Annotated in this window: 22 protein-coding genes; 6 read left to right on the top strand and 16 right to left on the bottom strand. The window is 69.0% G+C overall.

Annotated features, from left to right (window positions below; all coding sequences use genetic code 11):
- Positions 1-10 precede the first annotated feature (10 nt).
- The 10 genes from M1D55_RS05965 to M1D55_RS06010 all read right to left on the bottom strand — a co-directional run bounded on the left by M1D55_RS05965 (position 11) and on the right by M1D55_RS06010 (position 10,890).
- Positions 11-1,618 (bottom strand): glycoside hydrolase family 68 protein, encoded by a 1,608-nt coding sequence (locus M1D55_RS05965; protein ID WP_083492541.1) that lies wholly within the window; start codon positions 1,616-1,618, stop codon positions 11-13.
- 561 nt (positions 1,619-2,179) lie between these two features.
- A complete protein-coding gene (locus M1D55_RS05970; protein ID WP_232204971.1) occupies positions 2,180-3,148 on the bottom strand; it encodes an aliphatic sulfonate ABC transporter substrate-binding protein in 969 nt (322 codons plus the stop codon).
- 17 nt (positions 3,149-3,165) lie between these two features.
- Positions 3,166-3,384 carry a TOBE domain-containing protein gene (locus M1D55_RS05975; RefSeq protein WP_006577405.1) on the bottom strand — a complete coding sequence of 73 codons (219 nt, stop codon included), beginning with the start codon at positions 3,382-3,384 and terminating at the stop codon, positions 3,166-3,168.
- A gap of 37 nt (positions 3,385-3,421) precedes the next feature.
- The gene (gene ssuE, locus M1D55_RS05980; protein WP_232204970.1) at positions 3,422-4,039 is read right to left on the bottom strand and encodes an NADPH-dependent FMN reductase; all 618 of its coding nucleotides are present in this window, start codon (positions 4,037-4,039) and stop codon (positions 3,422-3,424) included.
- A complete protein-coding gene (locus M1D55_RS05985) occupies positions 4,039-4,926 on the bottom strand; it encodes an ATP-binding cassette domain-containing protein (RefSeq protein ID WP_456280372.1) in 888 nt (295 codons plus the stop codon). The genes ssuE and M1D55_RS05985 overlap by 1 nt, the downstream gene beginning before the upstream one ends.
- A 44-nt stretch (positions 4,927-4,970) precedes the next feature.
- On the bottom strand, positions 4,971-5,849 hold the full coding sequence (gene ssuC / locus M1D55_RS05990; RefSeq protein WP_456280373.1) for an aliphatic sulfonate ABC transporter permease SsuC: 879 nt from the start codon (positions 5,847-5,849) through the stop codon (positions 4,971-4,973).
- Between the two features lie 5 nt (positions 5,850-5,854).
- Positions 5,855-7,066 carry an FMNH2-dependent alkanesulfonate monooxygenase gene (gene ssuD / locus M1D55_RS05995; RefSeq protein ID WP_456280374.1) on the bottom strand — a complete coding sequence of 404 codons (1,212 nt, stop codon included), beginning with the start codon at positions 7,064-7,066 and terminating at the stop codon, positions 5,855-5,857.
- Positions 7,063-8,091, bottom strand: a complete 1,029-nt coding sequence (locus M1D55_RS06000) for a sulfonate ABC transporter substrate-binding protein (protein ID WP_456280375.1) — start codon at positions 8,089-8,091, stop codon at positions 7,063-7,065. Before M1D55_RS06000 ends, ssuD begins: the two co-directional genes overlap by 4 nt.
- A 123-nt stretch (positions 8,092-8,214) precedes the next feature.
- The gene (locus tag M1D55_RS06005; RefSeq protein ID WP_456280376.1) at positions 8,215-9,867 is read right to left on the bottom strand and encodes a multicopper oxidase family protein; all 1,653 of its coding nucleotides are present in this window, start codon (positions 9,865-9,867) and stop codon (positions 8,215-8,217) included.
- A gap of 90 nt (positions 9,868-9,957) precedes the next feature.
- Complete coding sequence (locus M1D55_RS06010) at positions 9,958-10,890, bottom strand: LysR family transcriptional regulator (RefSeq protein WP_006578449.1); 933 nt, start codon at positions 10,888-10,890, stop codon at positions 9,958-9,960.
- Between the two features lie 87 nt (positions 10,891-10,977).
- Between M1D55_RS06010 and M1D55_RS06015 the strand changes: the two genes are divergently transcribed.
- The 3 genes from M1D55_RS06015 to M1D55_RS06025 all read left to right on the top strand — a co-directional run bounded on the left by M1D55_RS06015 (position 10,978) and on the right by M1D55_RS06025 (position 13,524).
- A complete protein-coding gene (locus M1D55_RS06015) occupies positions 10,978-11,685 on the top strand; it encodes an RraA family protein (protein ID WP_456280377.1) in 708 nt (235 codons plus the stop codon).
- A gap of 97 nt (positions 11,686-11,782) precedes the next feature.
- Positions 11,783-12,802: a Bug family tripartite tricarboxylate transporter substrate binding protein gene (locus M1D55_RS06020; protein ID WP_456280378.1), complete on the top strand. Its 1,020-nt coding sequence runs from the start codon at positions 11,783-11,785 to the stop codon at positions 12,800-12,802.
- A gap of 71 nt (positions 12,803-12,873) precedes the next feature.
- Positions 12,874-13,524, top strand: a complete 651-nt coding sequence (locus M1D55_RS06025) for a 4-carboxy-4-hydroxy-2-oxoadipate aldolase/oxaloacetate decarboxylase (RefSeq protein ID WP_456280379.1) — start codon at positions 12,874-12,876, stop codon at positions 13,522-13,524.
- On the opposite strand, the gene M1D55_RS06030 is transcribed toward M1D55_RS06025, so the two are convergent.
- On the bottom strand, positions 13,509-14,765 hold the full coding sequence (locus M1D55_RS06030; protein ID WP_456280380.1) for an MFS transporter: 1,257 nt from the start codon (positions 14,763-14,765) through the stop codon (positions 13,509-13,511). The genes M1D55_RS06025 and M1D55_RS06030 overlap by 16 nt on opposite strands.
- 124 nt (positions 14,766-14,889) lie before the next feature.
- Between M1D55_RS06030 and M1D55_RS06035 the strand changes: the two genes are divergently transcribed.
- Entirely contained in the window at positions 14,890-15,813 is a 924-nt protein-coding gene (locus M1D55_RS06035) for a LysR family transcriptional regulator (protein ID WP_006578491.1), read from the top strand.
- Between the two features lie 503 nt (positions 15,814-16,316).
- Here the strand turns inward: M1D55_RS06035 and M1D55_RS06040 are convergent.
- Positions 16,317-16,718, bottom strand: a complete 402-nt coding sequence (locus tag M1D55_RS06040; RefSeq protein WP_006578493.1) for a hypothetical protein — start codon at positions 16,716-16,718, stop codon at positions 16,317-16,319.
- Positions 16,719-16,935: 217 nt separating this feature from the next.
- Between M1D55_RS06040 and M1D55_RS06045 the strand changes: the two genes are divergently transcribed.
- Positions 16,936-18,237, top strand: a complete 1,302-nt coding sequence (locus tag M1D55_RS06045; protein WP_064576662.1) for a UDP-N-acetylglucosamine 1-carboxyvinyltransferase — start codon at positions 16,936-16,938, stop codon at positions 18,235-18,237.
- A gap of 108 nt (positions 18,238-18,345) precedes the next feature.
- Here M1D55_RS06045 and M1D55_RS06050 read toward each other — a convergent pair whose 3' ends face one another.
- The 4 genes from M1D55_RS06050 to M1D55_RS06065 are packed head-to-tail and all read right to left on the bottom strand — an operon-like array spanning position 18,346 to position 24,072.
- Positions 18,346-19,278: a dihydrodipicolinate synthase family protein gene (locus M1D55_RS06050; RefSeq protein ID WP_456280381.1), complete on the bottom strand. Its 933-nt coding sequence runs from the start codon at positions 19,276-19,278 to the stop codon at positions 18,346-18,348.
- A gap of 17 nt (positions 19,279-19,295) precedes the next feature.
- Positions 19,296-20,642 carry an MFS transporter gene (locus M1D55_RS06055; protein ID WP_456280382.1) on the bottom strand — a complete coding sequence of 449 codons (1,347 nt, stop codon included), beginning with the start codon at positions 20,640-20,642 and terminating at the stop codon, positions 19,296-19,298.
- 53 nt (positions 20,643-20,695) lie between these two features.
- Positions 20,696-22,282: an aldehyde dehydrogenase (NADP(+)) gene (locus tag M1D55_RS06060; RefSeq protein ID WP_456280383.1), complete on the bottom strand. Its 1,587-nt coding sequence runs from the start codon at positions 22,280-22,282 to the stop codon at positions 20,696-20,698.
- 47 nt (positions 22,283-22,329) lie between these two features.
- Positions 22,330-24,072: an IlvD/Edd family dehydratase gene (locus M1D55_RS06065; protein ID WP_456280384.1), complete on the bottom strand. Its 1,743-nt coding sequence runs from the start codon at positions 24,070-24,072 to the stop codon at positions 22,330-22,332.
- Between the two features lie 222 nt (positions 24,073-24,294).
- Here M1D55_RS06065 and M1D55_RS06070 point away from each other — a divergent pair, with 222 nt between their 5' ends.
- Positions 24,295-25,269, top strand: coding sequence for a LysR family transcriptional regulator (locus tag M1D55_RS06070; RefSeq protein WP_456280385.1), 975 nt, complete (start codon positions 24,295-24,297; stop codon positions 25,267-25,269).
- Positions 25,270-25,289: the final 20 nt, after the last annotated feature.

Raw genomic sequence — 25,289 nt, forward strand, 5'->3', positions numbered from 1 at the left:
GCCGCCTCCGTCAATCGAACAGCCGGCGCACGAGATCGCCGATCAGCACGCCGCGCAGGCTGAACAACGCCTCGCGGTTGGCCGGGATGTCGCCATAGCCGCCGAGGCCATTGACGCCATAGTTCCGATCGACTGCCGTGTTGGCGCCCTGGATGTCGATGCGCACCGTCGGCGCGAGCGAGCCGCCGCGCCGCGGGCCGATGGCATCGATGAAGGACTCGACCAGCCCGCCCGGCATCACGTAGTGCGAATACGACTGGAAGGTGCGCGGGTTCTGCGTCGGATCGAGCGCGAACGGCTCGCCGCGCGGACGGTTCATGTCGGTGGGATTGCCGAGCACCAGTCCGCTGCCATTGTTCAACGGCTGGTAGTCGCTGCGCACGCCGTTGCCGACGAAGCCATAGACGCCGTCGGGGCCGTCGACCCCGGCGGCATAGGTCGAACGATGGCTGATCGTGAACAGGTAGTACTTGCCGTCCTTGATATAGATCTGCGGCCGCTCGGTCTGGTCGTTGACGCAGTTGGCCGACAGGATCGGCGGCAGGAACACCCATTGGCTCAATTGCCGGTTGATCGCCACCGCCAGTCCCACGTTGGCCTTCTGGAACACCGCGCCGGAATCCATCACCGCGTTCAGGTCTTCCCGATGCGGGTCGTTCGGTGCGTAGCCCAGGTCCTGCTCGGTGCAGGTGCGCGCGCCACGCGGGCCGGCGGTGTTGCCTTCGAAGACCATGAAGGTGACGCCGGGATTGGCCGGATCCTCGAAGGTGAAGGGATCGCGGAACGAGAAGAACTCGTTCTGCTGGCCGGTCTGGTACCAGGTGCCGTCCGGCTCCAGCAGCTTCATATGGTCATTGAAGCCGGTCAGGCGCACGCCATTGTGATCCGCTTCCACGCGCCCTTCCGCCTTTGCGATGATCGCGATCGGCGGCGTGATGTTGCCGCCAGACGGGCTCGACCGATTGAACGACGTCGCGGTATAGAACACGACGATGCGGCCATCCGGCATGATCCGCGTCGAGCCGGACCATTCGGCGTTGTGGGTCATCGGCACACCGCCGAATATCCGCACGCTCGATCCGTCCGGGAACAGGTGGCCGCCATAGATCCAGCCGCCGTTCGCGGGCCGCCGGGAGGCCGGAATGCCGGCGCGGCGATAGAAGTAGCCGATGCGCGCGTGGATATGCCGGTCGTCGAACGTATAGCCCGCATTGCGATCGGCGGTCAGCGAGAAGATGATTTCCCAGCCCTTGTAGCTGTACTGGTTGGCCCTCGCATCGGTCAGCGGCCAGGTGTCCCAGACCCACACGCGATCGTTGGTCTGCGGGAAATTGGCCGGTATGTCCGGCATCGTCAGATGCAGCGGCAGCGAGTTCTGCCCGGGGCTGACGTTGGGCGATGACATCGCCATGATCTGGCGCGCATCGGCGCGCGTCCAGCGAGCGGTGAAGTTGCTGGTCGGGTCCTTGGCTTCCTGCGTATGGGGCGTGGGCGCGGGCCCCGCAGGCGTCTGCGCGTGGGCCGGCGCGACCGCCAGCAGCAAGGGCACCGACGCGGTGCCAACGGCCACGAGGCATCGGCCGATGCCACCGGGAATGCGAAGAGGAACATTGCTCATGATTACCTCGGCGTCGAATAGACGAGCGCCGCCGCTGCCGTCGCGAAGGCGGACACGGAAGCGCCAACAGGGTCACGACGCTGGGCGGGATCGGACAGAGGCGGAAAGGGGCGGCCTGCCGGGCGAATACGTTAAGCGTGAAGCCGCGTGAAGCCTCGCAAAGCCGCGCAATGCGGACACGAGCGCGCCTCTTCGTCGCAGGTCATCCGAAGCCAGCGTCTTGCCGGGGAAGTCCCCACGCGACTACAAGGACAGGTCGCGGACAAAGGCGGCATCGGCATGCTGCGCCATGCGCGCTCGTGAAGGATGACGCGGGACCTGGACGGTGCCGGTCATCGTTCGAGTCTGTGTTGGCCAGCGCGGATCATTCCTGCCGGGCATGGCCACATGAGGATTGCGAAGTGGATGACAAAGGGCAAGGGCATGCGCCCCCGCGTGCGCGCCTTCGATGGCGCCGTTCCGGCCCGGGGGTAAACCCGGTTCACCGGAACGTAGAACGAGGTTAGTACACCCGTTGTCCGAATGCCAAGCCCTCGATCTGCACCGGTGTGCAAGCGTTGTTCAGGCCTGCCGCCGCCACACCGGCGAAGCGCCAACTACCACCTTGCGCGGAATGATCTGCTGCGCGTGGAAGGCATCGGCGATGCGCTGCTGCTCGTCCAGCGCCGGCGCGTCGACCGCCTGCAGCCGGTAGCTGCGGCGCCGGTTGGCGATCTCGACGGTGGCCGCGTCCAGGCCGATCAACGGTGCATGCCATTCGGCCGCCGCCGCCGGATTGGCCTTGACCCACTCTCCTGCCTGCGCGAGCGCATCGAACACGGTGGCCAGCACGTCGGCGCGGCGGCGCGCGAAATCGCTTGCCGCCAGATAGAAGCGGCGATAGCTGGCCAGGCCGGTGCCGTCGGCCAGCACGCGCGCCTGCGCCTGGCGCTGCGCGGCCGCGAGGAACGGGTCCCAGATGACCCAGGCCGACACGTTGCCGCGCTCGAACGCGGCGCGCGCATCGGCCGGCGTCAGATACGCCGGTTCGATATCGCGCATCGACAGCCCATTGCGGGCCAGCGCCTCCAGCAGCAGGTAGTGCGCGCCGGCGCCCTTGGCGAAGGCGACCTTGTGGCCCTTCAATTGCGCGATGGACGTCAGCGACGAGTCGCGCGGCACCACGATTGCCTGCGCCGTCGGCGACGGCGTCTCGATCGCGTAGTAGGTCAGCTTCGCTCCCGCCGCGAGCGCAAACGGGGGCACCGCGTCGGCGACATCGGCACTGAGGTCCAATGCCCCGACGTTGAGCGCCTCGAGCAGCGGCAGGCCCGAGGTGAATTCGTGCCACGACACCGAGGCGCCCAGCGGTGCCAGCGCCTTCTCCAGCGTGCCGCGCGACTTCAGCAGGATCATCAGCGTCGACGACTTCTGATAGCCGATCCGCACCGTTTCCGGCTTGCCGCCCGTCTGTGCGCGTGCCGTGCCGGCCAGCGTCCATGCCGCAATGCCGGCCGCCGTCAGCAACAGCCGTCGCCGCGTCTCTTGCATGCCGCTCTTCCCTTGCGTCATAGCGTCGCGATCGACACTTCGGTCGACTTGACCAGCGCGATCACTTCCTTGCCGACCGCGAGCTCGAGCTCCTTGACCGAGCGGGTCGTGATGACCGAGGTGACCACCAGCCCGCCGGCGGTTTCGACATCGATCTCGGACACCACCGGTCCCTCGATGATTTCGCGGATCCTGCCGCGGAACTGGTTGCGTACGTTGATGGCATGAATCGTCATGACGGGTTCCTGGATGAAATAGCGGATTGATTCGAAGTCAGACGGACCAGCGCACGCGCTCGGCCGGCCACGGTTCGCTGATCGCCGAAGACGTCGCGGCACGGGCCAGTTCGGCCTCGCGCTCTTGCCGTTCGCGCGCCCGCGCGGCGACACGCTGCACCGAGCGGTCGAGCCGTTCGACGATGTCGCCCGTCGCGGTGTACCCGCCCTCGGGACGCGATGGCAGCTGCTGGTCGGTCGCATAGATGCCGTCGAGGATGTCGCGCGCGCCGAGCGCCGACAGCACCGGCTTGAGCGCATAGTCCAGCGCCAGCAGATGCGCGGGACTGCCGCCGGTGGCCAGCGGCAGCACGGTCTTGTCGCGCAGGCCGTCCTGCGGCAGCAGATCGAGGAAGGCCTTCAGCACGCCGCTGTACGAGGCCTTGTAGATCGGCGTGGCGACGATCACCAGCTGCGATTCACCGACCGCGCGCACCGCCTCCTGCAGGCGGGCATCGCCGAAGTCCGCCTGCGTCAGCGCCTGGGCCGGCAGGTCGCGCGGCCGGATCGAGCGGTAGGAGGACGTGAAGGCGTCCAGCCGCGAGAGCGCGAGCTCCAGCAGGTAGGCCGAACGCGAAGGCGTGGAGGGACTGCCGAGAATGCCGACGATGTTCATCAGAGCGTTGCCAATGCGCGGGTCCGCGCGTCGTTGTCAGGGGATTCGGTCGCGGGCTGCCGCAGCACCCGCCGCAGCACGCGCTCCTCGATCGCGGCGAATGCCGGCGCGCCGTGGCTGCGCGGGCGCGGCAACGGCACGCGTTCGTCGAAGGCGATGCGGTGGTCTTCAATCAGCACCACGCGGTCGGCCAGCGCGACGGCCTCTGCCACATCGTGCGTGACGAGCAGCGCGGTGAAGCCGTGCGCCAGCCACAGGCGCTCGATCAGCTGCTGCATCTCGATACGGGTCAGCGCATCGAGCGCGCCAAGCGGCTCGTCGAGCAGCAGCAGCCGCGGCCGATGCACCAGCGCGCGCGCCAGCGCGACGCGCTGGCGCTGGCCGCCGGACAGCACCGCGGGCCAGTCGTCGGCACGCTCGGCCAGCCCGACCTGGGCCAGCGCCTCGCGCGCGCGTTCGCGGCCTTCCCGCCCCGGCGCGCCCAGCGCGATGTTGTCGAGCACGCGCTTCCACGGCAGCAGCCGCGCGTCCTGGAACATGATGCGGGTGCCGTCGTCATGGCCGTCCTGCGGCCGGCCATCGAGCGCGATGCGCCCCGCGCTGGGGCCTTCGAGTCCGGCGACCAGACGCAGCAGCGTGCTCTTGCCGCAGCCGCTGCGGCCGACGATCGCGACGAATTCGCCCGGCGCGATGCGCAGGTCGATCTGCTGCAGCACCGTGCGGCCGCCGTAGGCCTTGTGCACGGCGCTGATCGCGACCTCGGTGCCGCGCGGACGGGGGGTCCGGTCGCCGCGATCGTCCGCTGTCCGAGGCGCGGCCGGCGGATCGGACTCGCCGGCCTCACGGCCCGCGCGCCGCAGCGGCAAGTGTTGTTGCGTGGCATGCATCGGCTCTACTCCGGCAGGGTCGTTCGTGGTTGGCTCGAGTGCGCTCAGGCCTTCGTCGCGCTCGGCGGTTCGGCGCCTTGATAGCCCGGATGCCAGCGCAGCCACCAGCGCTCCAGTCCCTTGGCCAGCAGGTCGGCCAGCTTGCCCAGCAGCGCGTAGAGCAGGATGCCGACCAGCACCACGTCGGTCTGCAGGAACTCGCGCGCGTTCATCGTCAGGTAGCCGATGCCGGCCTGCGCGGAAATCGTCTCGGCGACGATCAGCAGCACCCACATCAGACCCAGCGAGAAGCGCAGCCCGACCAGGATCGACGGCAGCGCACCCGGCAGGATCACCTGCCAGTACAGCGCCCAGCCGGACAGCCCGTAGCTGCGCGCCATCTCGATCAGGCCCTTGTCGACCGAGCGGATGCCATGGAAGGTGTTCAGATAGATCGGGAAGAACACGCCGATCGCCACCAGGAACAGCTTGGCGGCCTCGTCGATGCCGAACCAAAGGATCACCAGCGGAATCAGCGCCAGCGCGGGAATATTGCGCACCATCTGCAGGCTCGAATCGAGCAGCGTCTCGGCGCTGCGGAAGGTGCCGTTCAGCAGCCCGAGCAACAGCCCCAATCCGCCGCCGATCGCCAGCCCGGCCAGGGCGCGCCACGCGCTGACCGCGGTGTGCTGCCACAGCTCGCCGGACAGCGCCAGCGTGCGGAAGGCAGCGACGACGGCCAGCGGCTCGGGAAGGACGCGGCTCGACAGCCAGCCGCTGCGCGAGGCCAGCTCCCACAGCAGCAGGATCAGCGCCGGCACCAGCCACGGCAAGCCGCGCCGCAGCGCGGATGCCCCCCAACCCTGGGGCAGCAGCGCGCGCGCGGGCGCGCCCGCATGGAAGTCGGCCGCCAGCGCGGCACCGCTTTTCGATGAATTCGACATGGCGTTCAGCTCGCGGACAGATTGGCGCCCTGCGTGCCCCCCTTCGTGGCCGCCTGCGCGGCGCTCGAAGGCACGAAGGTATTGGCGACGATCTCGCCGAACGGTCCTGTCAGCACGCGCTCGGTGGCCTCGCGTTGGGCCAGCGGCAGCAGCGGAAACACCAGTTCGGCGAAACGGTGCGCCTCTTCGAGATGCGGGTAGCCGGACAGGATGAAGTACTCGAGACCGAGCTGGGCGTATTCCCGGATGCGTGCGGCCACCTGCTCGGGATTGCCCACCAGCGCGGTACCGGCACCGCCTCGCACGAGCCCCACGCCGGCCCACAGGTTCGGTGCGATCTCCAGCCCCTGGCGGACATCGTGCTTGTTGAAGCGGCCGCCATGCAACTGCGCCATGCGGCGCTGCCCGACCGAATCCATCGCGGCAAACTTGCGCTGGGCCGCGGCGACGATCTCCTCGTCCAGATGCGACACCAGTTCGCTGGCCGCGCGCCAGGCCTCGTCCTCGGTTTCACGCACGATCACGTGCAACCGGATGCCAAAGCGCAGCTGGCGGCCGACCGCGGCGGCGCGCGCCCGCACGTCGGCGATCTTGTGCGCCACCGCCTCGGGCGGCTCGCCCCAGGTCAGATAGGTATCGACTTGCTCGGCGGCAAGATCGTGCGCCTCGGGCGACGAGCCGCCGAAGAACAGCGGCGGATAGGGCCGGCTGATGGGCGGATACAGCGCCTTCGCACCCTCGACGCGCAGATGTTCGCCGGCAAAGTCGAAGGCCTCGCCATCGTGGCTGCGCGCCAGGATCTCGCGCCAGATCGTCAGGAATTCCCGCGACAGCGCATAGCGGTCGCGATGCGACAGGAACAGGCCGTCGCCCTCCAGTTCTTCCGGATCGCCGCCGGTGACCAGGTTGACCAGCAACCGCCCGCCCGACAAGCGGTCCAGCGTCGCGGCCATGCGCGCGGTCTGCGAGGGCTGCATCAGGCCCGGACGCAGCGCCACCAGGAACTTGAGCCGCCGCGTGGCATCGATCAGGCTCGAGGCCAGGATCCACGAGTCCTCGCAGGAGCGACCGGTTGGCAGCAGCACGCCCTCGTAGCCGAGGCTGTCGGCGGCGATCGCCACCTGCTTGAAGTAGTCGAAGGTCGCGGCGCGCGCGCCCCGGGCGGTGCCCAGGTAGCGCGAGTCGCCGTGCGTGGGCAGGAACCACAGGACTTTCATCGGGCATCTCCGGCGTTCGCCGCACGCTGTGCGACGGCGTCTCGCCTGGCGGGCAGCGCGTCGGCGATGCGGATCGGCTTCGGGATCAGCTTCAGCGCATGGAAGGTATCGGCGATCTGCTGCTGTTGCGCGGCCACGGCCGGGGTCAGCGGCGCGACACCGAACTCGCTGCGGTTCAGCGTGCGTTCGACGACGTCGACGTCGAGCCCCTGCTGCGGGGCGATCAGCGCCGCCGCGGCACGGGTATCGGCCTTCAGGCGCTGGCCCTCTCGCAACAGCTGATCGAACAGCGCCTCGACGATCTGCGGCTTCTGCGTGGCAAAGCGCCGCGCCGCAAGGTAGTAGGCGTAGTTGTTGACGAGGCCGCGGCCATCGGCCAGCACGCGCGCGCCGACCTGCTTTTCCGCGGCGGCCAGGAACGGGTCCCAGATGACCCAGGCATCGACGGCGCCACGCTCGAAGGCCGCTCGCGCGTCCGCCGGCGCCAGATACACCGGCTGGATATCGCTAATCTTCAGCCCCGCCTTCTCCAGCGCCTTGACCAGCAGGTAATGGACGTTCGATCCCTTGTTCAACGCGACCTTCCTGCCTTTCAGATCGGCCACGGAGCGCAGCGGCGAATCGCGGCGCACGACGATGGCCTCGGCCTCGGGCGCGGCGGGATCGAAGCCGATATAGACGAAGTCGGCGCCGGCCGCCTGCGCGAAGATCGGCGGCGCTTCACCGACGAAGCCGACATCGACGGCGCCCACGTTCAGCCCTTCCAGCAATTGCGGGCCGGCCGGAAACTCCACCCATTTGACCGTGGTGCCGAGTGGCGCCAGCCGGCGCTCGAGCGACTGCTGCGATTTGAGCAGCACCAGCAGGCTGGCGGACTTCTGATAGCCCATGCGCAGGGTGTCGGTGGCGGCCTGCGCCAGCGCGGCACCGGATGCCGCCGCGGCAGCGCAGACGATGGCGAGCGCCGCCAGGCCACGCAGGGCGCGCAGGCGTCGCAGCCCTTGAATCAGGATCGGAAGCGTCATGGCTTGATGGATCGGGGATCGGGAATCGAGTAGCCCCGACGATAGCCCGACAGGCCGCCATGACAAACGAAGCGTTTCGGATTTCGATACGCGGTCAGCGCATGTGGGATGCGCGCACCGATCTCAGCGCAGCCGCGCCACCACGCCGCCCGCCGCCGCATTCGCCTGGGGCGACCGGCACACCGCCTCCTCCCACGGCGTCCGCGTCCGAGCGGGCGTGCCCAGCCAGCGCGAAAGGAAAGTCGCGTTCGCCGATCTTGCTGACCCTGCTGGTGTCACCATGCGCATCCTGGCCGGCGCTGCAGTGGTCTGTCCCGGCCCCAGCACCACGACATTGGCCATCATGCCGCCGTCCTCGTGTCCGACGATATGGCAGTGGAACACGAAGCGGCCGACCATCAGCGGGTTGGTGAACGGGATCACGATCTTGACCTCGCCCGGCACGCCGTTCTGCTGGTACGGCAGGTCGATGACATCGCGCAGGCCGGTCTCGTCAACGTCCTGCTGATTGATCGAGGTCACCAGGAAGTCGAGCTGGTGGATATGGAAGACGTGGCGCTCGCCGCTGACGTTCTGCACGGTCCACTCTTCCACATCGCCCAGGTTGACCGTGACATCGTCGCGGGCCGGGTCGTACTGCTTGCCGTCAATGAAGAACGTATTGCCGTCCGCGGATTCCGAGAAGACCACCGTGCGGCGGCGCGTGATCGGCATTGCGGCGACCTGCGCCGGCGTCAGCGTATCGACATCGACCGCCGGGTCTGCCAGCGCGGCGCGCAGCGAGGCGCTCTCATGCCGCGGCCCCTCGACGATCAGCGTGGCAAGCTGGACCTCGGGATTGGGGTCGCCCTGCGGGCCGGTATCGACCGCCAGCGTGCGGATCGCATAACGCCCCGGCACGTCGGGCGCCTGGATGATCGCGGTCGAGCGCGCGCCGGGCGGCAGGAACAGGGACGCATTGCGTTCTGGCCCCGCGCGCAGATTGCCGTCGCGGCTCAGCTCCCACAGCGGCACGCCATCGATGGCGACATGGAAGTAGGCGTCGGCGCCGACATTGCCCAGGTGCCAGACCTGCATCTCGCCGGGCCGCATGCGCAGCACGCCGCCCAGCACGCCGTTGATGGTCTTGGTCAGCGGCGCGCTGTCGTCGGCGCCGGGCAACTGGATGTCCTTGAGCAGGAAGTAGCGTTCCGGCAGCCGTGCGAAGGCAGGGAAATGGTCCAGCACGCCGTCGATCACCAGCATGCCCGACATGCCGCTCAGTATCTGCGGCTCGACCAGCCCATGCGGATGGGGGTGATACCAATGGCTGCCCTGCGGGTGCGTGGCCGGAACCTGCCAGCTGTACTGGTAGTCCGCGCCGCTGGCGATATGCAGGAAGATGTCGTCGGCCGGCGCCTTCGGCGAGATCGACATGCCGTGATAGTGGAGGTTGGTCTCCTCGGGGCCGTCGATCTGCACGTCGGCCTTGCCGATGCGGTTTCGCAGCGTCAGCTCGAGCCGCTCGCCGCGCCGCAGCTTCAATACCGGCGGCACATAGGTGTCGTTGAAGACATTGGAGGTGAAGGTCTTGCCGGCCACCGTGATGGTGGCCGGCGCCTGCCGCAGCGTCGCGCGCAGCGTGCCGTCGCGGGCCGTCGCGACCTCGGGCTGCGGGATGGCGGTCCCGCCATCGTCGCCCCCACCGCCTCCGCACCCTGCCAGCATCGCCAGGGCCAGTGCGGCGCCCGTCGCGACACGAACCTGCGCAATCGCAGCCTTTGCGAAGAGAGCCATGGCGACCTCCTGCCGTCGAGAGCCCGCACAAGGGAAGCGCAGGCGGGACAAGTCCTCATGTTAGGTCATCGCCGGCGACATGGTGCCCCGCTATGGCACGCGGACCTTCCGTCGCGGGACGCGCCGGTCCGCGCCGCCCCTGCCCTCCTTCAGCGCGGCGACAAAGGCCTGCACCGCCGGCGTCGACCCGTCGGCCCGCGTGACCGCGACCACGGTCGCATGGGCGTCGAGATCCGCGATCGGCACGAAGGCGACGTCGGGCCGGTTCGCCTCGGCGACCGACGCGCCGACCAGCGTAAAGCCCAGTCCAGCGGCGACCAGCCCGAGCGCGGTATGGATCTCGATCGCCTCGTGGCCGGGCTGGGGATCGCAAGCGGCCCGGCGCAGCGCCGCCAGCATCAGGTCCGCGAAGCCGCTCTGCGGATCCTTCGGATAGCGGATCAGCGCCATCGCGCCGAGCTCGGCCGCGCGCAGCGACTTGCGCCGCGCCAGCGCCGACGTCGCCGGCAGCGCCGCGACGAAGGGTTCCTCGAACAGGATCGTGTGCTCGAGATCCGCGGGCCGCTCGAAGCCGCCGATATAGCGCGAGATGCCCACATCGATGCGCCCGCGCCGCAGCAACGCGCTCTGGTGCTCCGACAACTGCTCGACCAGGTCCAGATGGACATCGGGAAAACGCTTGCGGAAGCGGCGGACCGCCGCAGGCAGGATCGAGAAGATCGCCGAGCGGGTGAAGCCGATGCCCAGCCAGCCGAGATTGCCGGCGGCGACCGCACGCGCCTCCTCGTCGAGCCGGCGCATCTGAGACAGCAGGTCCTTGGCGCGCGGATAGAGGAAGCGCCCCGTCGCGGTCAGCGACATGGGCCGCGTCGAGCGATCGAACACGGGCGCGCCGAGCCGGCCTTCTAGCTGCGAGATCTGCATGCTGATCGCCGTCGGCGCCACGAACAGCCGATTGGCTGCCTCGACGGCGCTGCCGGCATCGACCACGGCACAGAAGTAGCTGAGCTGGCGCAAGTTCATTTTTTATGAATATGGGTCCATTAATCGATGTTTGATCCGGCTGCAACTTTACTTGAAACTGCGCCTGACGCTTACGAGGACATCGATATGAACGCCATGCAGCCCCGGGACGGGCACAGGGACAAATTCGGGCAGCAGCACGGAGACGACTGGCTGCAGGCCGTGCGCGAGCTCTCCACCGCCGAGGTTTCCGACGCCCTGGATTATTTCCGGCTGCCCGGCAGCGCGCTGGGCATCCGGCCGATCGCCGGCGCGCCGGCGCTGTTCGGCCCGGCCTTCACCGTCAGTTTCGTGCCGGTGGATGTGGCATCCCCCGGCACCGTCGGCGACTTTCTCGACGACATCCCGGCCGGATCGGTGGCCGTGCTGGACAACGGCGGCCGGCTCGACTGCACGGTGTGGGGCGGCATCATGAGCCAGCTGGCCGCGCATCGCGGCGTCGCCGGCACCGTGATCCACGGCGTCTGCCGCGACACCGCGCAAGCCGATGCCGCCGGCTACCCGCTCTATGCCCGCGGACGCTTCATGCGCACCGGCAAGGATCGCGTGCAGGTCTCGGCGGTCGGGCAGCCCGTCAGCCTCGGCGACGTGCGCGTGGTCGCCGGCGACTACATCCTCGCCGATGGCGACGGCGTCGTGGTCATTCCGCAATCGCACGCGCGGCGCGTGATCGAGCGCGCGCTGCGGACCCGCGACGTCGAACAGCGGATTCTCGACGCGGCGCTGAGCGGCATGGCATTGCGCGAGGCCCGCCGCCAGTTTGGCTATCACCTGCTGCAGCGTGCCGGCCACTAGCGCTCGCTAAAGCCTGTCGGCAGCCTTCACCGCTGACGGCATCGCCTCTCATCGACAGACGACGGACCACGTCGCACCGAATCCAACAGGAGACAGCATGACCATCGCGCCCACTCCCGCGCGCCGCCTTCCGCGCCGACACCCCACAGTGCTGCTGGCCGTCGGGGCGATCGCGAGCCTCGTCTTCACCGGCACGGCCGCCCGCGCCGCAGCGCCCGAGCCTTACCCATGCGCGACCTTGCGCATCGTGTCGCCGTATCCGCCAGGCGGCACCACCGATATCCTGGCGCGCATCGTGTCGCCCGGACTGTCGACGCGGCTCGGCATTCCGGTGATCGTCGACAACCGCGGCGGCGCCAGCAGCAATATCGGCACGGAGTTCGTCGGACGCGCCAAGGGCGATGGCTGTACCGCGCTGCTGGGCAACAACACCGGCATCGTGATCAACCGCAATCTTTACTCGCTCAAGCTCGATCCCACGCGCGCACTGGCGCCGGTCGGCGCGGTCGCGTCGGTGCCGCTGGTGCTGTACGTCAACAGCGCGCTGCCGGTCAACTCGGTGGCGCAGCTGGTCGCGCTCGCCAAGGCCGCGCCCGGCAAGTACAGCTACGCGTCCGGCGGCAGCGGCAGCCCGCAGCATCTGGCCGGCGAAATGCTCAAGCTCGAACGCCAGCTCGATATCGTTCATATCCCCTATCGCGGACAGGGGCCGGCGCTCAGCGACGTGATTGCCGGCCAGGTACCGATCGCCTTCGAGACCACCACCGCGATCGCGCCGCAACTGAAATCCGGACGGCTGCGCCCGCTGGCGACAACCGGCGCGAAGCGCGCCCGCACGCTGCCCGATCTGCCGACGATGCAGGAGGCCGGCTTTCCCGGCTTCGTGATCGAGAACTGGTACGGCCTGTTCGTGCCCGCCGACACGCCGCCGCCGCTGGTGCAGCGGCTGAACACCGCGCTGAACGCGGTGCTGGGCCAGCCCGATATCGCCAGCAGGCTGTCGGACATGGGGTCGGCCGACGTACGCGGCACCGCGGCGCAGTTCCGCGCCTTCATCGCCAAGGAGATGCCGTACTGGGAATCCGTGGTCAAGCGCTCCGGCGCGACCGTGGACTGAACCGCGTCCTGCCCACATCCCTGCCCGCACCCCGCCCGCTTCCCTGCCCTCATCCCGACTTCCCGTTCTCCATGACGTACGCCGACACCACCATCGCCCAGCTGGACCGCCTGAAGCGGCTCGGCACGGCCACCATCCACGAGGCACAGGGCCAGCAAGGCGCGATCGACCCGCGCATCGCCGCGCTCGATCCCGGCATGCGGCTGGCCGGCCCGGCGCTGACCGTCGATATCCGCCCCGGCGACAACCTGATGATTCACTACGCGCTGACCAAGGCGCGGCCCGGCGACGTGCTGGTGGTCGACGCCAAGGGCTTCGCCGACGCCGGCCCGTGGGGCGACGTGCTGACCTTCGCCGCGCAGACGATCGGCCTTGCCGGGCTGGTGATCGACGGCGCGGTGCGCGACGCGTCCAGCATCGTCGAGATGGGCTTCCCGGTGTTCTGCCGCGGCGTCTGCATCCGCGGTACCAACAAGCAGCAGCCGGGCAGGCTCGGCGTGCCGCTGATCGTCGGCGGCGCCGCGATCCGCCCCGGCGATATCGTGGTCGGCGATCGCGACGGCCTGGTCGTGGTGGCGCGCGAGCAGGTGGCGCAGGTCATCGAAGCGAGCGAAGCGCGCGAACGCAAGGAGCAGCAAATGCGCGAGCGGCTGGCCGGGGGCGCCACCATGGTCGAGCTGCTGGAATTGCAGGACACGCTGGCGCGCTACGGCCTGCATTGAGCGAGGCCGGCGGAACGTTCCGCCGGCGCCCGCTGCATGCGCGCGCTGGTGGCAAGCCCCGCCAGCGTCAGCGCACCGGCGATCAGCAGCGTGGTCTGTAGCCCCGCCGCATCGACCGCGATGCCGCCGAAGAACGAACCCAGCGCGATGCCGAGGTTGAACACCGACACCAGCAGCGCGGTCGCGGACTCGATGCCGTCGATGCCGTCGGCCGCCCTCAGCATCCAGCTCGGCACCGAGACCGACACCGCGCCGTACGACAGCCCCCAGCACAACAGCAGCGCCGCCCCGCTCGTCATGGTGTCGCCGAAGGCCGCGAACAGCAGCAGCGTCGCGCTCAGCGCCATCGCCACGACGAGCAGCGCGCGTCCCGGATGCCGTCCCGCGAGCGGCCCTGCAGCGAAATTGGCGATCATGCCCGCCACGCCGTAGCCGAACAGCAGCACGCCGATCCAGCCGGCGCCGAAGCCCGATACCTGCTGCAGCAAGGGGCGGACGAAGGTATAGGCCATGAAGTGGCCGGCCACCAGGAAGAACGTCACCGTCAGGCCGAGCCGCACGCCGCGGTTGCCGAATTGCGCGCGCAGCCCTTGCCGGGAGCCGCTTGCGGCGGCCGGCAGCGGCGGCAGCGTGGCCACGTTCATCGCGAAGATCAGGCCGCTGCAGACCGCCATCGCGCCGAACGCGGCGCGCCAGCCCACCAGTTCGCCCAGCCAGGCGCCCAGCGGCACGCCGGCCACCGAGGCCACCGACACGCCGCCGAAGATGATCGCCGTCGCCCAGCCGACCGATGGCGCGGCCACCAGCCGCGGCGCCAGCCCGCCGGCCACGGACCAGATGCCGCCGATGCAGAAACCCACCACCACCCGTGCGGCCAGCAGCCAGGGCAGCGTCGGCGCCAGCGCGCACAGCACGTTGGCGCCGGCCAATGCCAGCAGCAGCGCGGCCAGCAGACGCCGGCGATCGATCGAACCGGCACCGACGACGATCAGCGGGGCAAACAGCGCGGCCAGCAGCGCGGGCGCCGACAGCATCAGGCCAGCGCTGCCGGCCGATACCTGCAGGCTCTGCGCGATCGGCGTCAGCAGGCCGACCGGCAGCATCTCGGTGGTGACGACACCGAAGGTGGCCAGGCCGACCGCGGCGACCGCGGGCCAGCGGTTGGGGGGCGTGTCGCCGGATGCCGCGGATGGACCGGCAAGCGGGGAATCGTCGAATCTTGTTTGATGGATGTCAGTCATTGGCAATTGCTCCGTCTGACGCGGTGCCCGGCCCGTTTCGCCGGGCCGCCCGCGAGTCCGGCAAGCGTAATCGTTGCCAATGCGGTGATAAAGTAGCCAACTTTCGCAACACTGGGGACGAATCGTGCCTAATGGGGAAGGCATCGCGCTCGATCACCTGGGCGATGTGCGCGCCTTCGTGCAGGTCGCGCAGGCGCACAGCTTCACGCTGGCGGCGCAGCGGCTGGGCATCTCGCGCTCGGCGGTCGGCAAATGCATCGGCCGGCTGGAAGCGGGACTGGCGGCCCGCCTGCTGCAGCGGACCACGCGCAGCGTCAGCCTGACCGACGAGGGCCGCCTGTTCTACGAGCATGCGGTTCGCATCCTGGCCGAGGTCGACGAAGCGCAGGCCGCGCTGGCCTGGCGCAACGAGGTGCCGCGCGGCCGCCTGCGCATCGATCTGCCGGTCACGCTCGGGCGCCTGCACATCGTGCCGATCCTGCACCGGTACCTGGCGCAATGGCCCGAGCTGCGGGCCGAGGTGTCGTTCTCGGACGAATACAGCGACCTCGTGCGCGACGGCATCGACCTGGCGATCCGCGTCGGCGGCGAGCACGACAGCGGGCTGATCCGCCGGGTGCTGGCGCCGCACCGGCTGGTGACCTGCGCCACGCCCAGTTATCTGGCCAGGCACGGCACCCCCGCGACGCTCGACGATATCGCGCGTCACGACACGATCGTCTATACGCATGCGGGGATGGCACCGCCGTGGCGTTTCACCGTCGACGGCCGCGCCTGTACGCTGGCGATCGAGGGCCGTTGGCGGATGAACAATACCGAGGCGATGCGCGACCTGGCGCTGGCGGACGCGGGGCTGGTGCAGATCGCGGCCTTCCTGGTCGGCGGCGATCTGCGGGCGGGCACGCTGGTGCCGGTGCTCGAGCGGTTCACCGGCCCCGGCGCGCCGGTCTGCGCGGTCTATCCGAACCGCCGCCATCTGTCGCCGAAGGTGCGCCGGCTGATCGACGAGATCGACCGCGCGTGGGCAAACGGAGCGCCGTGGAATTGAATTCACCGTCGTCCCCCCGCACGCCGGGACCCAGTGACGTTGGCTTCGGCGCAACAAGAGCCGCTGGGTCCCCGCTTTCGCGGGGACGACGGAGGTAGGCGTGGGTCAACGTCAGCCCTCGCCCAGCAGCCCCTGCGCATCCAGAATCGCGTAGGCGATCTCGGGATGTCGCTGGGGCCGACGGGCGCCGTGGAATCGATTTACGTCGTCCCCGCGCATGCGGGGACCCAGTGACTTTGGCTTCGGCGCAACAAGAGCCGCTGGGTCCCGCTTTCGCGGGGACGACGGAGGTAGGCGTGGGTCAACGTCAGCCCTCGCCCAGCAGCCCCTGCGCATCCAGAATCGCGTAGGCGATCTCGGGATGGCGCTGGGGCCGACGGGCGCCGTGGAATCGATTTACGTCGTCCCCGCGCATGCGGGGACCCAGTGACTTTGGCTTCGGCGCAACAAGAGCCGCTGGGTCCCCGCTTTCCGCGGACCACGGAGGTAGGCGTGGGAGAACGTCAGCCCTCGCCCAGCAGCCCCTGCGCATCCAGAATCGCGTAGGCGATCTCGGGATGGCGCTCCAGGCAGCGCCGGATCGCGGCCGGAATGGTCTGCCGGGTCTTCTTGCACAGCCCCAACTGTTCGGCCAGCTCGATATTGAAGCCGCGCACGGTCCGCACGCCGTGAATGCTCGGCTCGATCGTCACCGTGATGCCGAGCAGCTCGTACATTCTTTGCTGCATGCGGCGCAGGTCGTCGAGCGTGCGCACGTCCTCGAGCCGCGCGATCAGCCGCTTTTCCTCTTCCTTGGTCAGCCGCAGCACGCGGATGTCCGCCTGCGGATCGTCGAGCAGCTGCTCGCGCCCGCAGACGCAGGCCCCGGGCGGGCACTCCTTGCGGATCGGAAACGGGGCGTTCATGTCGACGCGGATCGGGGCCGGGTTGCGCGATGAAGTTGCGTGGCGGGATGGCGCAGGCGATGCAAAGGCCGCATGGCGGCGGCGCGCCCGCAGCCGGGCATTATAGCGGCGCCGGCGATCGCCCGCGCCGGCGGCCGGGGCAGTACAATGCCGTCCGTTTCCACCGCTTACCGCCGTTCGGCGCCGCCTGCCGGCGCGGCACGGACCCTCTCCCCTCATGTCGAATCTGATCGTGCATGGCGGCACGCCGCTGCGTGGCCGCATCGTACCCTCCGCCAACAAGAACGCTGTCCTGCCGGTGCTGTGCGCCACCCTGCTGACCGACCAGCCGGTGCGGCTGCACCGGGTGCCGGACATCACCGACGTGCGCAAGATCCTCGATATCTTCCGCACGCTTGGCTCCGATGTCCGCATGGACCATGACAGCGGCACGCTGGACCTGCATCACCGCGACACCGTGTTCGATCCCGCCCGCCACCACCTGCCCGAGGAAATGCGCTCCTCGATCATGCTGGTGCCGCCGCTGCTGAGCCGCTTCGGCGTCGCGCGGCTCGAGGACAACGTCAAGGGCTGCACGCTGGGCGTGCGCGAGATCGATCCTCACGTCGAGATCTTCCGCCGCTTCGGCGGCGAGGTCGAACGCGCGCAGGGCTCGCTGCTGCTGCACAGCGAAGGTCCGCTGCGGCCGATCGACCATTGGCTCGACTACGCGTCGGTGACCACCACCGAGAACTTCGTGATGTGCGCGGCCGCGGCCGGTGGCACCTCGACGCTGACCAACGCCGCGTCCGAACCGCATGTGCAGGAGTTCTGCCGCTTCATGACGATGATGGGCGCGCGCATCGAGGGCATCGGCACCTCGCGCGTGACCGTGCATGGCGGCGAGAAGCTCGGCGGCGGCGAGTTCACCTTCGACGAGGACTTCCACGAGATCACGACGTTCCTCGCGCTGGGCGCGATCACCAATGGCGACGTCGTCGTGCGCAACGGCGCGCCGGCGAATTTCCCGCTGATCGATCGCACCTTCGAGAAGTTCGGCGTGCGCATCGTGCACGAGGATGGCTGGTCGCGCGCCGAGCGTTCTGGCCCGCTGCAGGTGCAGACGCCGTTCACCAGCAACGTGCTGACCAAGGTCGAGGCCGCGCCGTGGCCCTACTTCCCGGTGGACCTGCTGCCGATCTTCATCGCGCTGGGCGTGCGCGCGCAGGGCAATGCGATGTTCTGGAACAAGGTCTACGACAGCGCGCTGGGCTGGACCAGCGAGCTGTCGAAGTTCGGCGCGCATGTGTTCTCGTCGGACCCGCACCGGCTGATCACCTTCGGCGGCAACACGCTGGCGCCGGCCGTGGTGGAGAGCCCGTACATCATTCGCGTGGCCATCGCGCTGTTCATGGTCGCGGCCAGCATCGACGGCCGCTCGGAAATCCGCAACGCGGCGCCGATCCGGCGCGCGCATCCGCGCTTCGTCGAGAACCTGCGCAGCCTCGGCGTGCAGGTGGAGTGGACGGACGGCGAGTAAGGCCGTCAGCGGAAACGGCCAGGACGACGGCAAGCAGGCCGCCGGCCTTCGCCATGCAACATGGCCGCCTCGCAAGGCCGCCATGTGGCCACCCCTGCCGCTGTCTGGTTATTTCGCCCAGCGCAGCACCAGCGGATCGAGCCGCCGCGCGATCGCGATCAGCTCCCTGCGGGTTTCCGGATGCATCGGCGGCAGCGGGTGCCGCGGGGCCTCGCAGGCGACCACGCCGCCCTCCTTCATCAGCGCCTTGGCCGCAAGGATGCCGGCCTGCCGGTTCTCGTGGTTGATCAGCGGCAACCAGCGCTGGTACAGCGCGAAGGCCAGTTCGGCATCGCCCCGGCGGTGCGCCTCGATGATCGGCCGGATGCCGTCCGGAAAGCCGCCGCCGGTCATCGCGCCGCTCGCACCGGCCTCCAGGTCGGCCAGCAGCGTGATCGCTTCCTCGCCATCCCACGGCCCTTCCACCGCGTCGCCGCCGAGCCGGATCAGTTCGCGCAGCTTGTTGGCCGCCCCCGGCGTCTCGATCTTGAAGTACGCCACCTGTTCGATCTCGCGGGCCATTCGCGCGAGGAACGGCGCGGACAGCACGGTGCCGCTGGCAGGGGCATCCTGGATCATGATCGGGATGCGGATCGCATCGGACAGGCGCGCATAGAACTCGTGGATCTGCGGCTCCGGCACGCGGAAGGTGGCGCCATGGTAGGGCGGCATCACCATCACCATCGCCGCGCCCATCTGCTGCGCGCGCCGGCTGCGCTCGATGCAGACGGCCGTGCTGTAGTGCGTGGTGGTGACGATCACCGGCACCCTGCCCTGCACATGCTCGAGCACGGTGCGCGTCAGCACCTCGCGCTCGTCGTCCGACAGCGCGAACTGCTCGGAAAAATTGGCGAGGATGCACAGGCCGTCGGAGCCGGCGTCGATCATGAAATCGACCGCGCGCTTCTGGCTCGGCAGATCCAGTTCGCCGGTTTCGGTGAAGGTGGTCGGCACCACCGGAAAGATGCCGCGATAGCGCGGCGAAGCGTAGCTGTCAGGCATGGGCAGGGCTTGTCGTATCAGCGGGAGGCGCGCGGCTCGAGCGCGGCGCGTACCACGAAGGTCATGACCACCGCGAACACCAACATCGCGGCGAGGAAATAGAGGCCGGCGGCGAGGCTTCCGGTGGCGTCCTTGATCAGGCCGATGCCATAGGGGCCGAGGTAGCCGCCGAGGTTGGCCAGCGAATTGATGGTGGCGATGCCGACCGCGGCGCTGGCGCCGGTCAGGAACTGGCCAGGCAACGCCCATACCACCGCCTGGATCGAATAGATCGAAAAGGCCGTCAGGCAGATGAACAGGAATTGCAGCGCCGGCGTCTGGACCCAGGCGCTGGCCGCCATCGTCAGCGCCGCCGCACCCGATACCACGACGATGTGCCAGTAGCGCTCGCCCTTGCGGTCCGAATGGCGCGGCACCAGGTAGAGGCCGACCACCGCGAACAGGTACGGCACCGCCGACAGCAGGCCGGTACTCGCGTCGGTGACGCCGAACTGCTTGATGATGGTCGGCAACCACAGCGACAGGCCGTAGATGCTCAGCGGAAACGGCAGGAACAGCAGCGACAGCAGCAGCACGCGCTTGTCCTTCAGCGCCTTCAGCGGATTGCCGTGCGACTTCAGCGCGAAGGTCTTCCGGTCCGCCGCCAGCTCGCGTTCGATCCAGGCACGGTCGCGCGCCGACAGCCATTTCGCGTCCGCCGGGGACTCCGGCACCAGCCGCAGCGTCGGCAGGCACAGCAGCACCGCGGGCAGGCCGCTGACGACGAACAGCGTCTGCCAGTTCGACATGCCGAACAGCCCCGGCGTCGACAGTACCCAGCCGGCAATCGGGCCGGTGATGATCAGCGCGATCGGCTGCGCCAGCACCAGCAGGCCGATGATGCGGGCGCGATGCCGCATCGGGAACCACTTGGTCAGGAAGTACAGGATGCCGGGATAGAGTCCCGCCTCGGCCGCGCCCAGCAGGAAGCGCAGCACGTAGAAGGTGGTGGCGTTGTGGATCAGCGCCATCGCCATCGTGATCAGGCCCCAGGTCAGCAGGATGCGCGCGAACCAGCGGCGCGCGCCGAAGCGCTCCAGCGCCAGGTTGCTGGGCACCTCGCACAGGAAATAGCCGATGAAGAACAGCCCCGCGCCGAGACCGTAGGCGGCATCGCTGATGCCGACCGCCGCGTTCATATGCAGCTTGGCGAAGCCGACCACCGAGCGGTCGATGTAGGCCACGACATAGATCAGCGCGAGAAATGGGATCAGCTTGCGGGTCAGCATGCCGATGATGCGCGATTCGTCGGCGGCGGCGGTGTCGGCGGTGTCGTGCGGCAGCGGTACGGGCTGCTCCAGCCCGGCCGTGGAATGGCTGTTCATATGGGTCTCCTCACCTTGTTCTTGGGAATGGGATGGGCGTCGATGCGCGAGCCTCAGGCTGGCGCGGGCGCCCCCTCCGGCTTGCCGCCGATGCGGCGCCGCAGCCCGAGCGGATTGCCGTCGCGCAACGCGTCGGGCAGCAGCGCATCGGGCAGGTTCTGGTAGCAGACCGGACGCAGGAAGCGTTCGATCGCCGCGGTGCCGACCGAGGTGCTGCGCCCGTCCGATGTCGCCGGGAACGGACCGCCATGGACGATCGCGTCGCACACCTCGACGCCGGTCGGAAAGCCGTTGGCCAGGATGCGGCCGGCCTTGCGCTCCAGCACCGGCAACAGCGCGCGGGCAGCGTCGTGGTCGTCATCATCCAGATGCAGCGTCGCGGTCAGCTGACCCTCACATTGCTCCAGCACCTTGCGCAACTGCCCGGCATTCGTGCATTCGACCAGCACGCTGCAGGGACCGAAGCATTCCTCGGCCAGGTGAGCGTCGGCCAGCAGATCGGCGGCGTGCACGCGGAACAGGCTCGCGGTGGCGCGCCCCGCCGTGCGGGTACCTTGCGCGACCGTGGTCACGGCAGGATGCGAAGCCAGCCGTTCGACGCCGTCGGCATAGGCGCGCGCGATGCCGGCGGTCAGCATCACGCCGGCGGGCACGGCCGCGATCGCGCCGGCCGCGGCCGCGACGAAGCGCTCGAACGCTTCGCCGCCGACTGCCAGAACGAGGCCCGGATTGGTGCAGAACTGGCCGCAGCCCAGCGTCACCGAGGCGACAAAGTCGCGCGCGAGTGCGTCGCCGCGCCGTGCCAGTGCGGCCGGCAGCAGGATATTCGGATTGACGCTGCTCATCTCGGCATACACGGGGATCGGTATGGGCCGCGCAGCGGCGATCGCCATCAGCGCGAGGCCGCCGCGCCGCGAGCCGGTGAAGCCGACCGCCTGGATGGCCGGATGCGCGGCCAATGCCGCGCCGACCGCGTGGCCAGCATCGAACAGCAGCGAGAACACGCCCTCGGGCAGACCCGCCGCGGCTACCGCCTGCTGCACCGCCCGGCCGACCAGTTCCGAGGTGCCGGGGTGCGCGGGATGGGCCTTGACGACCACCGGGCAGCCTGCCGCCAGCGCCGATGCGGTATCGCCGCCCGCGACCGAGAATGCCAGCGGGAAATTGCTGGCGCCGAACACCGCCACGGGTCCGACGCCGATACGGCGCAGGCGCAGATCGGTGCGCGGCGGCTGGCGCTGCGGCAGCGCCGGTTCGATGCGGACGTCCCAGGCGTCGCCGCTGCGTACCAGCGCCGCGAACATGCGCAACTGGCCGGTGGTGCGGGCGCGCTCGCCTTCAAGCCGGGCGCGCGGCAGGCCGGTCTCGTCCATCGCGCGCAGGATCAGCGCATCGCCGATCGCCTCGATGCGCGCGGCGATCTCGTCGAGAAACGCGGCGCGCGCTGCGTCGGACAGCGCCCGGTAGGCGTCGAAGGCCTCGGCGGCCAACGCGCAGGCCTGGTCGACCTCGGCGTTCGAGGCGCCGTGGAAAACGGGTTCGGCGATCGTTTCACCGCTGGCCGCATGGACCGCGTGGAAGGCCTCGCCGCTGCCGCGAAGCGCGGCGGCGCCGATCAGCAGATTGCCTGTCAATGGCATTGGGTGTGCTCCTGGTTGCCGTTCATCGGTTGCCGTGCCATCCGTGCTCAATGCGAGTGGCGCGGCACCTCGGCGCCGCGGCAGCCCACCAGGAAATCGAGATCGCAACCCTGGTCGGCCTGCAGCACGTGGTCGACATAGAGGCGTTGATAGCCCCCCTCGCCCGCGCGGCCGTCTGGCTTCGGCGGCCGGAACATCTCCATGCGGTCGGCCAGCTCCTCGGTCGGGATGTCCAGATGCAGCGTGCCGGCCTCGCAGTCCAGCTCGATCCAGTCGCCGTCGCGCACCGCCGCGAGCGGGCCGCCCGCGGCGGCCTCCGGCGCAACGTGCAGCACCACGGTGCCGTAGGCCGTGCCGCTCATGCGCGCATCGGAGATCCGCACCATGTCCTTGATGCCCTGCCGCAGCAGCTTCGGCGGCAGGCCCATGTTGCCGACCTCGGCCATGCCGGGGTAGCCCTTGGGCCCGCAGTTCTTCATCACCAGCACCGAGTCCGCGTCGACCTCGAGCGATTCGTCGACGATGCGGGCCTTGTAGTGCTCCAGGTTTTCGAACACGACCGCGCGGCCACGGTGCTTCAGCAGCGAAGGTGTCGCCGCCGAGGGTTTGAGCACCGCGCCGCGCGGCGCCAGGTTGCCGCGCAGCACGCGGATGCTGCCGTCCGCAATCAGCGGCCGATCGAGCGGGCGAATCACCTCGTCGTTGAAGTTCGGCGCGTCCTTGACGTTCTCCCACAGCGTCCGGCCATTGACGGTCAGCGCGCCCGGATGCGGCAGCAGGCCGCCTTCGCCAAGCCGGCGCAGCACCGCGGGCAGGCCGCCGGCGTAGTAGAACTCCTCCATCAGGAATCGTCCCGACGGCATCAGGTCGACGATGGTCGGCGTATCGCGGCCGATGCGGGTCCAGTCCTCGAGTTCGAGCGGCACGCCGATGCGGCCGGCGATCGCCTTCAGATGGATCACCGCGTTGGTCGAACCGCCGATCGCGGCATTGGTGCGGATCGCATTCTCGAAGGCCTCGCGCGTCAGGATCTTCGACAGGCACAGCCCCTCTTTTGCCATCTCGACAATGCGGATGCCGGACATGTGCGCCAGCACGTAGCGGCGCGCGTCGACCGCCGGAATCGCCGCGTTGTGCGGCAGCGTGGTGCCGAGCGCCTCGGCCATGCAGGCCATCGTCGACGCGGTGCCCATCGTGTTGCAGGTGCCGGCCGAGCGCGACATGCCGGCTTCGGCCGACAGGAAATGGTGCAGGTCGATCTCGCCGGCCTTCAGCGATTCGTGCAGCTGCCAGACCGCGGTGCCCGAGCCGATGTCCTTGCCGTCGAGCTTGCCGTTGAGCATCGGGCCGCCGCTGACGACGAGCGCCGGCACGTCGCAGCTGGCCGCGCCCATCAGCAGCGCCGGCGTGGTCTTGTCGCAGCCGGCCAGCAGCACGACGGCGTCGACCGGATTGCCGCGAATCGCTTCCTCGACATCCATCGCCGCCAGATTGCGCGTCAGCATCGCGGTCGGCCGCAGATTCGATTCGCCATTGGAGAACACCGGGAATTCGACCGGAAAGCCGCCGGCTTCATGGACGCCGCGCTTGACGTGCTCGGCCAGCTTGCGGAAATGCGCATTGCAGGGCGTCAATTCCGACCAGGTATTGCAAATACCGATGATCGGCCGGCCATCGAATTCATGATTGGGAATGCCCTGGTTTTTCATCCAGCTGCGGTACATGAAGCCGTTCTTGTCGGCGGTGCCGAACCATTGGGCGGAGCGGAGCTTGGGTTTTGAATCCGGCATGGAAATTCCTGAATGCGGCGGGACGAACGCCGGCCCGCGGCATCGGCCACGCGGCGGGGACGTCATCGGGATTGGGGCAGCTGAGGGTGTCTCCAGGCTGCGTCGCGCCTTGGGGGCGATCGGTTTTGTTTTCGACAGGCGGCAGTGTACAAACCGATCGGATATCCTTCTAATGAAAATTCACGCCATTGCGATATCGAATCAGATATCCGTGTTAACCCGATGCCGACTTCCCCGCCGTGGTATATCCGCGCCCGCCTGAAAACCCGCCAATTGCTGCTGTTGGTCGCGTTGGCCGAGGAAGGCAATATTCATCGCGCCGCCGCGGTCCTGAACATGACGCAGCCCGCCGCATCGAAGCTGCTGCGCGAACTCGAGGAAATGCTGGGCGTGCCGCTGTTCGAGAGGCTGCCGCGCGGCATGCGGCCGACGCTGTATGGCGACGCGATGATCCGGCATGCGCGCGCCGTGGTCGGCAGCCTGGACCAGGCCCAGCAGGAAGTGATGGGCCTGCGCGCCGGCCGCCTGGGCCATGTCGCGGTCGGCGCGATCACCTCGCCCGCGGTCAAGCTGCTGCCGCCCGCGGTGGCCGAACTCAAGCGCGACAATCCCGGGCTGCGCGTCTCGCTGGAGATCGAGAACAGCAACGTGCTGCTGGAGCGCCTGGCGCAGGACAAGCTGGATCTGGTGGTGGCCCGGCTGTTCGCCGAGCATGACAAGCTGCAGCTGCGCTACGAGCCGCTGGCCGGCGAGCCTGTCTGCGTGGTGGCCCGCCGCGGCCATCGGCTGCTGGACGCCCCGGCGCTGTCGCTGGCCGATCTGGAAACGGCCACCTGGATCGTGCCGCCGGCCGGCAGCGTGCTGCGCCATCGCTTCGACCTGATGTTCCAGCGCGCCAGCCTGATGCCCCCGACCAATGTGGTCGAAACCGCGGCGCTGCTGTTCGTCACGCAGATGATCGAGCAGAGCGACATGCTGGCGGTACTGGCCGCCGATGTTGCCGAGTACTATGCGCGGCACGGCATGGTCGCGATCCTGCCGCTGGACGTGCCCTGCCATATGGACGATTTCGGCATCATCACGCGCACCGACCGGCTGCTGTCGCCGGCCGCGACGCTGATGGTCCAGGCGTTGCGAGATGCCGGCCGCGCCGTCTATGCGGGCGACGATGGCCGTGCCATCCAGGACCGATCCTGAGGCTGCCCCACTTCGAAGGC

It is taken from the genome of Cupriavidus sp. JZ107, assembly GCF_053903255.1.

What these genes read in the sequence shown, in the direction of transcription:
- M1D55_RS05965 (WP_083492541.1), bottom strand. Translation starts at nt 1,618, where the DNA reads ATGAGCAATGTTCCTCTTCGCATTCCCGGTGGCATCGGCCGATGCCTC.
- M1D55_RS05970 (WP_232204971.1), bottom strand. Translation starts at nt 3,148, where the DNA reads ATGCAAGAGACGCGGCGACGGCTGTTGCTGACGGCGGCCGGCATTGCG.
- M1D55_RS05975 (WP_006577405.1), bottom strand. Translation starts at nt 3,384, where the DNA reads ATGACGATTCATGCCATCAACGTACGCAACCAGTTCCGCGGCAGGATC.
- ssuE (WP_232204970.1), bottom strand. Translation starts at nt 4,039, where the DNA reads ATGAACATCGTCGGCATTCTCGGCAGTCCCTCCACGCCTTCGCGTTCG.
- M1D55_RS05985 (WP_456280372.1), bottom strand. Translation starts at nt 4,926, where the DNA reads ATGCATGCCACGCAACAACACTTGCCGCTGCGGCGCGCGGGCCGTGAG.
- ssuC (WP_456280373.1), bottom strand. Translation starts at nt 5,849, where the DNA reads ATGTCGAATTCATCGAAAAGCGGTGCCGCGCTGGCGGCCGACTTCCAT.
- ssuD (WP_456280374.1), bottom strand. Translation starts at nt 7,066, where the DNA reads ATGAAAGTCCTGTGGTTCCTGCCCACGCACGGCGACTCGCGCTACCTG.
- M1D55_RS06000 (WP_456280375.1), bottom strand. Translation starts at nt 8,091, where the DNA reads ATGACGCTTCCGATCCTGATTCAAGGGCTGCGACGCCTGCGCGCCCTG.
- M1D55_RS06005 (WP_456280376.1), bottom strand. Translation starts at nt 9,867, where the DNA reads ATGGCTCTCTTCGCAAAGGCTGCGATTGCGCAGGTTCGTGTCGCGACG.
- M1D55_RS06010 (WP_006578449.1), bottom strand. Translation starts at nt 10,890, where the DNA reads ATGAACTTGCGCCAGCTCAGCTACTTCTGTGCCGTGGTCGATGCCGGC.
- M1D55_RS06015 (WP_456280377.1), top strand. Translation starts at nt 10,978, where the DNA reads ATGAACGCCATGCAGCCCCGGGACGGGCACAGGGACAAATTCGGGCAG.
- M1D55_RS06020 (WP_456280378.1), top strand. Translation starts at nt 11,783, where the DNA reads ATGACCATCGCGCCCACTCCCGCGCGCCGCCTTCCGCGCCGACACCCC.
- M1D55_RS06025 (WP_456280379.1), top strand. Translation starts at nt 12,874, where the DNA reads ATGACGTACGCCGACACCACCATCGCCCAGCTGGACCGCCTGAAGCGG.
- M1D55_RS06030 (WP_456280380.1), bottom strand. Translation starts at nt 14,765, where the DNA reads ATGACTGACATCCATCAAACAAGATTCGACGATTCCCCGCTTGCCGGT.
- M1D55_RS06040 (WP_006578493.1), bottom strand. Translation starts at nt 16,718, where the DNA reads ATGAACGCCCCGTTTCCGATCCGCAAGGAGTGCCCGCCCGGGGCCTGC.
- M1D55_RS06045 (WP_064576662.1), top strand. Translation starts at nt 16,936, where the DNA reads ATGTCGAATCTGATCGTGCATGGCGGCACGCCGCTGCGTGGCCGCATC.
- M1D55_RS06050 (WP_456280381.1), bottom strand. Translation starts at nt 19,278, where the DNA reads ATGCCTGACAGCTACGCTTCGCCGCGCTATCGCGGCATCTTTCCGGTG.
- M1D55_RS06055 (WP_456280382.1), bottom strand. Translation starts at nt 20,642, where the DNA reads ATGAACAGCCATTCCACGGCCGGGCTGGAGCAGCCCGTACCGCTGCCG.
- M1D55_RS06060 (WP_456280383.1), bottom strand. Translation starts at nt 22,282, where the DNA reads ATGCCATTGACAGGCAATCTGCTGATCGGCGCCGCCGCGCTTCGCGGC.
- M1D55_RS06065 (WP_456280384.1), bottom strand. Translation starts at nt 24,072, where the DNA reads ATGCCGGATTCAAAACCCAAGCTCCGCTCCGCCCAATGGTTCGGCACC.
- M1D55_RS06070 (WP_456280385.1), top strand. Translation starts at nt 24,295, where the DNA reads ATGCCGACTTCCCCGCCGTGGTATATCCGCGCCCGCCTGAAAACCCGC.